Source organism: Intrasporangium oryzae NRRL B-24470, assembly GCF_000576595.1.
GTDB lineage: Bacteria > Actinomycetota > Actinomycetes > Actinomycetales > Dermatophilaceae > Intrasporangium_C > Intrasporangium_C oryzae.
The window spans coordinates 23,119-33,746 of record NZ_AWSA01000046.1; the positions used below are offsets into that span (position 1 = coordinate 23,119).

A 10,628-nucleotide genomic window follows, 5' to 3' on the forward strand; every position below is an offset into this window, starting at 1 on the left:
TCAGCGCAGGGGTCGTCCCGGGAGCCCGGGCAGCGGTGTGGACCAGAGCCACGCGCGGAGCAGCCCCTCGACCCGGTCGGCCCCCAGGTGTCCCGTGGCGTGCTCGACGAACGCTGCGGTGGAGACCGTGCCGTGGCGGTGCTGGTCGACCCAGGTGCGCAGCATCGCGAAGAAGTCGTCGTCACCCGACGCGATCCGCAGGGCATGGAGCGTGAGAGCCCCGCGCTTGTAGACCCGGTCGTCGAACATCAGGTCGGGACCGGGATCGGCGAGGACGAGGTCCTGGGGCAGCCGGGACAGGCGCGCCCAGTGGGTCCGGGCGTTCCCGTCCGCGGTCGGGCCGCCGGCAGCCTCCGACCAGAGCCACTCGGCGTAGCAGGCGAAGCCCTCGTTGAGCCAGATGTCGCTCCAGCTCGAGATCGTCAGGCTGTTGCCGAACCACTGGTGCGCGAGCTCGTGCGCGACAAGGCGCTCCTCCCGGTGCCGTCCGAGGAGCCAGTTGGGGCCGAAGGTCGCCATGGCCTGGGCCTCGAGGGGGATCTCGAGGTCGTCCGCCGTCACGACGACGGTGTAGTCGTCGTGGGGGTACTCGCCGAAGAGGTCCTCGAAGACCTCCAGCATCCGAGGCTGGCGGGACAGGTCGGTCCGGACCGGCCGCTCGAGCCCGGCGGGGAGGACGACCACCTGTCGCACCGGCGACTCGGCGAGGGTGAACCGGGTGTACTGGCCGACGTGGACCGTCACGAGGTAGCTCGCCGTGGGGTGCCGCTGCTCGAAGACGCGGCTCGTCCGGCTCCCCCGGACCCGGGTCGAGACGAGCGCGCCGGTGGCGACGACGGCATACGGCGAGTCGCACTCGAAGGTGAGGCGGTAGGTCGCCTTGTGGCGCGGGTGGTCGTTGCACGGGAACCACGTGGCGGCGCCGCTCGGCTGGCTCGCCACGAGCACCCCGTCGGAGAGCTCCTCCCAGCCCACTTCCCCCCAGCGGCTGCGAGCGGGACCCGGGCTGCCGGCATACGTGATCGCGAGGCGGGCGGCGGCACCGGCCGCCAGCCGGGACGGGAGCGTCACCCGGACCCGGCTGCCGCGATGGGCCCACCGGGCGGCCCGGCCGTCGAGGCTCACCTTCTGCACGCGCAGGCCGACGAGGTCGACGGTCAGGGAGTCGATGTCACGGAGCGCCGTGACGGCGAGCGTCGCCCGGCCGGACAGCCGGTTGCTCGACACCTTGTAGTCGAGGTCGAGGTCGTAGTGGGTCACGACGTACGACCCGTCGCCGCGCTCCGGGATGTAGGCGTCGAGGACGGGCGGCCCGACGCGCGGGGTCTGCGACATCAGCCGGCGGTCGCGCTCGACCGGACCGCGCGACGGGCGCGATCGTCGACCCAAGGGGCGATCGGGTTCCCCGTCCAGCGGCTCCCGGCCGGCACCGACTCCCCCCGCAGGACGAGGGACCCCGGACCGACCGTCGCGCCGGCGTCGATGGAGGCGGCCGGGAGGATCACACCGTGGGGTCCGAGGGTCGCTCCGTCGCCGAGGGTCACCGTGTCCATGCTCATGATTCGATCATGGAAGAGGTGGGTCTGCAGGACGCATCCGCGGTTGACGGTCACCCCGTCGCCGAGCCGCACGAGGTCGGCCTCCGGCAGCCAGTACGTCTCACACCAGACGCCCCGGCCGATCGTCGCACCGAGGCTGCGCAGCCAGAGGTTGATGGCCGGCGTCCCCGTGGCGGTCCAGGCGAACCACGGGCCCGCGACCATCTCCACGAACGTGTCGACGACCTCGTTGCGCCAGACGAAGGGACTCCAGAGGGGGTGCTCGACGGCCTCGATGCGCCCGACGACGGCCCACTTGGCGACGGTCGTGATTCCCGCCGCGAGGGCCCCGACGACGATGAGGACCAGCCCACCCAACGCGGCGGCCTGCCACGCTCCCCATCGCAGGACGGCTGCCTCGAGCGCGACGGCGACCGTGACACCAAGGGCGACCGTCACCATGACCGGGATGACCCGGCACAGCTCGACGAGCCCACGGACCACCTTGAGCCGCAGCGGGGGCTGGAAGGTCCGCTCGGCGTCGGCGTCGCTCGCCGCACGGCGGAGCCGGACCGGCGGGCTGCCGAGCCAGCTCGACCCGGCCTTGGACTTCTCCGGCGCCGCGGAGAGGACCGCGACGAGCCCGTACTTGGGCACCCGCCTTCCGGGGGCCGTCATCCCGGAGTTGCCGAGGAAGGCGCGCTTGCCGATCTTGGCCGGGGCGATGTGCATCCAGCCACCGCCGAGCTCGTAGCCCGCGATCATCGTGTCGTCGGCGAGGAAGGCGCCGTCGGCGACGGTCGTCATCCTCGGCAGGAGGAGCACGGTCGAGGCCTCGACGTCCTTGCCGACCCGGGTGCCGAGCAGGCGCAGCCAGACCGGCGCGAAGAGGCTCGCGTAGATGGGGAAGAGGAGCGTGCGCGCCTGGTCGAGCAGCCGCTCGGTCATCCACACCTGCCAGCCGACGCGTCCGCGCACGGGATGGTAGCCCTCGCGCAGGCCGAGCCCGAGAAGCCGCACGATGACGATCGTGAGCACCCCGAGCGTCAGCATCCCGAGCACGGTCACGAGCGGCACCGCGGCGTATGCCGTCCACGCCGCCTCTCGGAAGGACGTCTCGTCACGCAGCCTCCCGCCGACGACGAGGACCCCCGGGAGCAGGGAGAGCAGCGGGATGAGCGACAGGGCCACCGACGACAGGCCGTAGGCGACGAGCCAGCGGGTGCGTCGCCCCGGACGCTCCGTCGGCCAGCCCGAGGCGGGGGGCTTGGCGACCCGTCCCGCCGGAGAACCCGAGACGGTCGCCCGGCTCGGGACGTCGTGCAGCACGGTCGAGCCGGCCTCGACGACGGCACGGCGGCCGATCGTGACGCCGGGACCGATCGTGCTCCGCGCACCGATCGATGCGTCGCGCCCGATCCTGATCCGACCGACATGGATGACGTCTCCGTCCATCCAGTAGCCGGACAGGTCGACCTCCGGCTCGACCGACGCCCCGGCGTCGATCCGGAGCATGCCCGTGACCGGAGGCACGGTGTGAAGGTCGACACCGGGCTCGATCGTCGCACCGAGCATCCGGGCGTAGTGGATGATCCAGGGTGCTCCGGCGAGGGTGATGGCCCCCAGCGCCTCGGTGAGCCGTTCGGCCGCCCAGAGGCGCATCTGGACCCGGCCGCCCCGCGGGTAGGTGCCGGGCCCGATGCCGAGGAGCAGGACCCGGGCCCCGAGCGCGGAGAGGGACATCCTCCCGACCGGTGTGAGGAACGCGAGCCAGCCGGCCCCGAGGAGCCACCACGAGACGGGAGTGGCCCAGGGAGCGAGGTCGAACCACCGCAGCAGCTCGGTCGCCGTGAGGAGGGCGACGAGCCACTGGAGTCCCTTGACGGTGAGCAGGACGAGGCTGATGAGCGTCTGTGCGAGCTGGGTCGAGCGCGGGATGGGACGGACCTGCCTCGACTGCACCGCGTCGTCCTCGGGGACCATCTCGTCGAGCAGCTCGCTCTGCGCGCCGAGCCGGGGATGCGCATAGAGGTCGGCGACGGTGACCGTGGGATACCTCTCCCGGAGCACGGAGACCAGCTGGGCCGCCGACAGGCTGCCGCCGCCGTGGGCGAAGAAGTCGGCATCGAGCGAACGGACCGGCGAGCCCAGCACCCGGGTCCACTGGGCGGCGAGCCAGGCGGCGACGCCGCTCAGATCGCTCGGCTCGTCGCTGTCCACCGTCGAGTCGAGCGGCCATGGCAGGGCGTTGCGGTCGACCTTGCCCGACGTCCGGGTCGGCAGGGAGTCCACCGGGGCGAGCACGGGGACGAGAGCGGCCGGCAGCTCCTCGCGCAGGCGGGCCACAGCGGCATCGTGGTCGAACGCCGAAGGCTCGCTCCGGACGACGTAGCCGACGAGGACCTGGGTGCCGGCGCCGGTCGTCCGGACCGCCGCGGCTCCGCCCGACACGCCGTCGAGGGACTGCAGTGCGGCGTCGACCTCGCCGAGCTCGATCCGGCGGCCACCGAGCTTGATCTGCTCGTCCGCGCGACCCACGAAGACGAGGCCCTCGGGGTCGTTGACGACGAGGTCGCCCGAACGGTAGGCCCGTTGCCACCCGAGGGTCTTCATCGGCGCGAACTTCTCGGCGTCCTTGGCCGGGTCGAGGTAGCGGGCGAGACCGACCCCACCGATGATGAGCTGCCCGGTCTCCCCCGCCGCGACCGGCCGCTCGTCCTCGCCGACGACGACGAGGTCCCAGCCGTCGAGCGGCAGGCCGATCCGGACCGGTCCGTGACCGGACAATCGGGCGCCGCACGCGACGACGGTCGCCTCGGTGGGGCCGTAGGTGTTCCAGACCTCGCGCCCGTCGACCGCGAGGCGGGCGGCGAGCTCGGGCGGGCACGCCTCGCCGCCGAAGATGAGCAGCCGCACCGGCTCGAGCGCCTCCGGTGGCCAGAGCGCGGCGAGCGTCGGGACCGTCGAGACGACGGTGATGCCCTGGGCGATCAGCCACGGCCCCAGGTCCATGCCGGTGCGCACGAGGGCGCGCGGAGCGGGCACGAGGCAGGCCCCGTGGGCCCACGCGAGCCACATCTCCTCGCACGAGGCGTCGAAAGCGACCGACAGGCCTGCAAGCACGCGGTCACCCGGGCCGATCGGGCTGTCCGGCAGGAACATCCGCGACTCGGCGTCGACGAAGGCCGCGGCGGAGCGGTGGCTGACGGCGACCCCCTTCGGCACTCCGGTCGAACCGGAGGTGAAGATGACCCACGCGTCGTCGGACGGCTCGACATCGGGCAGGTCGGTCGTGCCTGCCGTGGCTGGCCGGCCGACGGTGTGCACGGTCCGCCTCGGCCCCACGACGGCTGCCACCCGTGCCTCTCCGAAGACGAGGTCGGCCCTCTCCTGGGGGTCGTCGGCGTCGACCGGCACGTAGGACGCCCCGGCCCGGAGGATTCCGAGGATCGCGACGTAGAGGTCGTGGGTTCCCGACGGGGCCCGGACGCCGACCCGGTCGCCACGTCGGACGCCGTGCTCGACGAGGCCGCGCGCCATCCGGTCGACCTGCACCCCGAGCTCGAGATAGGTCAGCTCCGAGTGCGTGTCGTCCAGGGCCGGCGCGTCGGGATGGGTCGCGATCGTCACGTCGAGGATGTCGATGAGCGTCCGTGGCGCCGGCGCGCGGTGGCCGGCGAGCAGCGGGTCGAGCACGCGACCTCCTTGGCCTCGGCGCCGGCGGCGTTCCGCCGCCTGCACCGAGTCTAGGGAGGACCCGTGAACGGCACGTAGCCGTCAGGAAAACCGGTCCGCCGGCGCGCCGTTCAGCGAACCGTGACGCTCGGCGCGGAGCCCTCGCCGTCGACCGGCTCGCCCATCTCCTCGGCGAGGCGCATGGCCTCCTCGATGAGCGTCTCGACGATCTGGCTCTCGGGGACGGTCTTGATGACCTCGCCCTTGACGAAGATCTGGCCCTTGCCGTTGCCGGAGGCGACGCCGAGGTCGGCCTCGCGGGCCTCGCCCGGACCGTTGACGACGCAGCCCATGACGGCGACGCGCAGGGGCACGGTCATGCCCTCCAGGCCGGCCGTGACCTGCTCGGCGAGGGTGTAGACGTCGACCTGGGCCCGTCCGCACGACGGGCACGAGACGATCTCGAGCTTGCGCGGCTTGAGGTTGAGGCTCTGCAGGATCTGGTTGCCGACCTTGACCTCCTCGACGGGCGGAGCCGAGAGGGAGACGCGGATCGTGTCGCCGATGCCCTTGGAGAGCAGCGCCCCGAAGGCCGTCGCCGACTTGATCGTGCCCTGGAAGGCCGGGCCGGCCTCGGTCACGCCGAGGTGGAGCGGCCAGTCGCCGCGCTCGGCGAGCAGCTCGTAGGCGCGGACCATGACGACCGGGTCGTTGTGCTTGACGGAGATCTTGAAGTCGTGGAAGTCGTGCTCCTCGAAGAGGCCGGCCTCCCAGACGGCGGACTCGACCAGGGCCTCGGGGGTCGCCTTGCCGTACTTCGCGAGAAGACGCGGGTCGAGCGAGCCGGCGTTGACGCCGATGCGGATCGAGACACCGGCGTCCTTGGCCGCCTTGGCGATCTCCTTCACCTTGTCGTCGAACTGGCGGATGTTGCCCGGGTTGACGCGGACCGCCGCGCAGCCGGCGTCGATCGCGGCGAAGACGTACTTCGGCTGGAAGTGGATGTCCGCGATGACGGGGATCTGGCTCTTTCGGGCGATGGCCGGCAGGGCCTCGGCGTCGTCCTGGCTCGGGCAGGCGACGCGGACGATGTCGCAGCCCGCGGCGGTGAGCTCGGCGATCTGCTGGAGCGTTGCGTTGATGTCGGTCGTCGGCGTCGTCGTCATCGACTGGACCGAGATCGGCGACTCGCTGCCGACACCCACCTTGCCGACCTTGATCTGACGCGTCGGGCGACGCGGGGCGAGGACCGGAGCGGGGGCCGAGGGCATGCCGAGAGAAACCGTCATAGCGCCATTATGTCCCGTCCCGTGGCGCGCCTCGTCCGGGCGTGCGGCGGGTGACGGTCAGCCGAAGAGGTTGATCGGCTTGACGATGTCGGCGTAGATGAGCAGGACCGACATCGTGATGAGCACGAGCGACATGCCGTAGGCGATCGGCAGGCCCTTGGCGACGTCGACGTAGCCGGGGTCGGGGCGGTGGCGCAGTCGGGCCCAGCCCCTGCGGACCGCCTCCCAGATCGCGCCGGCGACGTGCCCGCCGTCGAGCGGCAGGAGCGGGATGAGGTTGAAGACGAAGAGCGCGAGGTTGAGCGAGGCGATGAGCAGCACGAGCTGGGCGATCTTGAGCCAGTTGCCGCCCTCGTCTGCCGGGATGTCCATGGCGGCCACCTCGCCGCCGATGCGTCCGACACCGACGACCGAGATCGGGCCGTTGGGGTCACGCTCCCCCGATCCGAAGGCGGCCTGGACGACGCCGGCCATCTTCTGCGGGATCTTGACGATGATCGACGCCGTGTCGACCGTGCGGTCCCACACGAACTTCGGCGCCTCGGCGAGGGGTGTGCGGACGAGCTCCTGCCCGGGCGTGATACCGGCATACCCCATGGAGGCGAGGACTGGCTTGCCGTCCTTGGCCACCGGGGTGCCCTGCGCGTCGAAGGTCGCACGGTCGATGACGGCGGGCTTGAGCGTGATCGGCACCTTCCCGTCGCCCCGCTGGACGACGAGTGAGAGGGCACGGCCCTGGCTGGCGCGGATGGCCTCCGACACCTGGTCCCAGGTCGTCACGTCGCGCCCGTCGATGGTGAGCACGCGGTCGCCCTTCTGCAGGCCGCTCGCCTTCGCCGGGGCGACCGGGTCACCCGGCTTGCAGACGGGCTGCGGGACCTGGAGGGTCGGCGTGGCCGAGGGAACGCACTCGGCGAGGAGGCCGACCTTGGGGGCCACCTGCGGCAGGCCGTAGAGCGTGATGACGCCCGTCAGCAGGACTGCCGCGATGAGGAGGTTCATGAGGGGCCCGCCCATCATGACGACGATCTTCCGACCGGGCGAGAGCTTGTAGAAGACCCGGTCCTCGTCGCCGGGCTGGACCTCCTCCATGGAGTCCGCTCGGGCCTGGTCGACCATCTGGCTGAACCGACCGGTCGAGAGGGTGCGGAGCTCTCCGGGCTTGTCACCGGGTCGCGGCGGCAGCATCCCGATCATGCGGACGTAGCCGCCGAGCGGGATCGCCTTGATGCCGTACTCCGTCTCGCCGCGTCGACGCGACCACACGGTGGGCCCGAACCCGATCATGTACTGGGTCACCTTGACCCCGAACTTCTTGGCGGGCACGAGGTGGCCGATCTCGTGCAGCGCGATGCTCAGCGCCACACCGACGACGATGACGAGTACCCCGAGGACGAACAACATGCCTCATTGTCACATTCGCCGCTGTGTCCCCACCCCACCCCCGGTTCGATGTATCTCCGCACCCTCTGGGCCCCGCTGGAACATCGAACCGCTGTCCACATCCGACGTCTAGCCCGCGGTCGATCCACAGCCGCCCACCGCCTTGGCGCCCGGGACCTCCCGCACCGCCCACGCTCCTTCGCATGGAACGCATGCGCCGTCGACAGTTGGCGAACGAGGCGGCCGCCGACCAGGGAGGTGTCGTCTCCCGGGCCCAGCTCACGGCTCTCGGCATCACCCGTCACGACATCCGCTCCGAGGTCGCGGGCGGACGCTGGCGGTGCCCCGGAAGGCAGACGGTGGCCGTCCACACGGGTCCCCTCACGAGCCCCTCGCTGTGCTGGACGGCGATCTTCGAGACCGGGGTGCAGATCGCCGCACTCGACGGCGTGACGGCGCTCCAGCACGCCGGGCTGCGGGGCTATGTCGACGACGAGATCCACCTCTCGGCGGTCCACAACCACAACACCGAGCCCCTGAGCGGGGTGCGGATCCACAAGGTCATCCGCCGGGTGGCCGGCGAGCTCGTCGAGGCAGGCATACCGCGAACCCGGCCCGAGGTCGCGGCGGTCCGGGCGGCGCACTGGGCGGCCTCGGACCGCCAGGCCGCCCTCATCCTGCTCATGGCCGTCCAACAACGGCTCACAACCCCACGACGGCTCGCCGCAGCACAACGACTGGTCCGCGGGCGGACCCGCCGCGCCTTCATCCGAGCGGTGGTCCGCGACATCGCCTTCGGGGTCCAGAGCCTCGGGGAGCTCGACTTTGCCCGCCTCTGCCGCGCCTGCGGGATTCCTGAGCCCTCGCGACAGGTGGTTCGGCAGACCCCCGGTGGACGCATCTACCTCGACGTGGCGTGGGACGAGTACGACCTCGTCGTCGAGGTGGACGGGGCGCAGCACCGGTGGGGCCTCGCCGTCACCGGCGACAACCTCCGACAGAACGACGTGACCCTGGCCGGAGACCGCGTCCTCCGGGTCGACGTCATCGGTCTGCGGCTCGAGACGGACCGGTTCCTCGCGCAGGTGGCGCGCGGGCTCACGCACCGCCGCGCCGCCTGAGGCCCCTCCGCTCTCCCGGTCGATGTATCCGCGCGCCCCCTGTCCCGCGCAGATACATCGACCCGCGGTGAAGGTGAGGGGGTGGCGGTCAGGGGGTGGGGGCGACGAGGTGCCTTGCGGCGGCCCGGGCCCAGCGGTCGGCCGTGAGGACGTCGTCGAGCGAGAGGTCGGCGACCCGGGAACCGGGCTCGGCGGCATACGCATCGACGACCCGGGCGACGGTGTCGACGATGTCGACGAAGCCGATCCGCCCCTCGTGGAAGGCATCGACGCAGACCTCGTTGGCCGCGTTGTAGACGGCCGGCCAGGTGCCGCCCGCCTCGCCCACCCGGCGCGCGAGGCGGACCGCCGGGAAGGCGTCGTCGTCGAGCGGCTCGAAGTCCCACGACTGGGCCCGGGTCCAGTCGACCGGCACGTCGGCGTCGGGGATCCGCTCCGGCCACGACAGGCCGAGCGCGATCGGGACGAGCATCCGCGGCGGCCCGGCCTGCGCGATCGTCGAGCCGTCGACGAACTCGACCATCGAGTGGATCATCTGCTGCGGGTGGACGACGACCTCGATCCGCTCGAAAGGGATGTCGAAGAGCAGATGGGCCTCGATGACCTCGAGGCCCTTGTTGACGAGGGTGGCGGAGTTCGTCGTGATGACCCGGCCCATCGCGAAGTTGGGGTGGGCCAGCGCCTGCTCGGGCGTCACGTCGGCGAGCTCGGCGCGCGAGCGTCCCCGGAAGGGCCCCCCGCTCGCGGTGACGACGAGGCGGCGGACCTCCTCGGCCCGGCCGCCCCGCAGGCACTGTGCGATGGCGGAGTGCTCGCTGTCGACCGGGACGATCTGGCCGGGCGCGGCCGCGCGCTTGACGAGGGGACCGCCGATGATGAGCGACTCCTTGTTCGCGAGTGCGAGCGTCGTGCCGGCCTGCAGCGCCGCGAGCGTCGGCTCCAGCCCGATCGCGCCGGTGATGCCGTTGACGACGACGTCGGCCTCCCGCGCCGCGAGGCGCGCGCTCGCGTCGGCCCCCGTCAACAGCTCCGGGTCGTATGCCGCTGTGCCGGCTCGGTCGGCCGCGCGGGCGACCGCTGCGGCGAGGGCCGCCTCGTCCTCCGTCGCTGCGGCGATGACGGGCACGCGGAGGGCGACGGCCTGCTCGGCGAGCAGGTCGAGGTTGGACCCGGCCGACAGGCCGACGACCTCGAACCGGTCGGGGTTGCGCTCGACGAGGTCGATCGCCTGGGTCCCGATGGAGCCGGTCGAGCCGAGCAGGATGACCCTGCGGGGGCGTTGCCAGGTGGTCGCGTCAGTCACAGGCGCATTCTCCACCACCCGCGCGGTGGCCGAGCCGAGGGCTCAGGGCAGGGTCAGGACAGGCTCAGGGCAGGCTCATGACCGTCAGGCCGAGATACTCGACCCAGTCCGGTTCGTACGCCGGCGCCGGCACACCGAGATGCGGTGGCGGGAGCAGGACCCCGGCCGGAGCGGTCGCCCGTGACCCGTCGGGCGTCCTCGCGTCGTGGGCGGCCGGGTTGAGGACGTCGACCGGGTCGACGTCCGCGGCCGTCGCCGCCGGTGGGCGGAAGCCGGTGGCCGGGTCGCGCGGGGGCTCGATGCCGGCCTCGGCGAGGCG

The 10,628-nt window shown here is 72.2% G+C and carries 7 protein-coding genes; 1 reads left to right on the forward strand and 6 read right to left on the reverse strand.

Annotation, left to right across the window (positions count from 1 at the left end; translation table 11 throughout):
• The 4 genes from N865_RS17230 to N865_RS17245 all read right to left on the reverse strand — a co-directional run bounded on the left by N865_RS17230 (window position 1) and on the right by N865_RS17245 (window position 7,906).
• Complete coding sequence (locus N865_RS17230; protein ID WP_034808636.1) at window positions 1-1,335, reverse strand: M1 family metallopeptidase; 1,335 nt, start codon at window positions 1,333-1,335, stop codon at window positions 1-3.
• Window positions 1,335-5,234 carry a Pls/PosA family non-ribosomal peptide synthetase gene (locus tag N865_RS17235; RefSeq protein WP_051510873.1) on the reverse strand — a complete coding sequence of 1,300 codons (3,900 nt, stop codon included), beginning with the start codon at window positions 5,232-5,234 and terminating at the stop codon, window positions 1,335-1,337. Before N865_RS17235 ends, N865_RS17230 begins: the two co-directional genes overlap by 1 nt.
• A 110-nt stretch (window positions 5,235-5,344) precedes the next feature.
• Entirely contained in the window at window positions 5,345-6,502 is a 1,158-nt protein-coding gene (gene ispG, locus N865_RS17240) for a flavodoxin-dependent (E)-4-hydroxy-3-methylbut-2-enyl-diphosphate synthase (RefSeq protein ID WP_034808607.1), read from the reverse strand.
• 57 nt (window positions 6,503-6,559) lie between these two features.
• Complete coding sequence (locus N865_RS17245) at window positions 6,560-7,906, reverse strand: M50 family metallopeptidase (protein WP_034808609.1); 1,347 nt, start codon at window positions 7,904-7,906, stop codon at window positions 6,560-6,562.
• 182 nt (window positions 7,907-8,088) lie between these two features.
• On the opposite strand from N865_RS17245, the gene N865_RS17250 reads away from it, so the two are divergent.
• The gene (locus N865_RS17250; RefSeq protein ID WP_034808611.1) at window positions 8,089-9,006 is read left to right on the forward strand and encodes a hypothetical protein; all 918 of its coding nucleotides are present in this window, start codon (window positions 8,089-8,091) and stop codon (window positions 9,004-9,006) included.
• An 88-nt stretch (window positions 9,007-9,094) separates the two neighbouring features.
• Here the strand turns inward: N865_RS17250 and dxr are convergent, their stop codons facing one another.
• Window positions 9,095-10,309 (reverse strand): 1-deoxy-D-xylulose-5-phosphate reductoisomerase, encoded by a 1,215-nt coding sequence (dxr, locus tag N865_RS17255; protein ID WP_034808613.1) that lies wholly within the window; start codon window positions 10,307-10,309, stop codon window positions 9,095-9,097.
• 64 nt (window positions 10,310-10,373) lie between these two features.
• On the reverse strand, window positions 10,374-10,628 hold a 255-nt coding region (locus N865_RS23085), incomplete at its 5' end, for a hypothetical protein (RefSeq protein ID WP_034808615.1).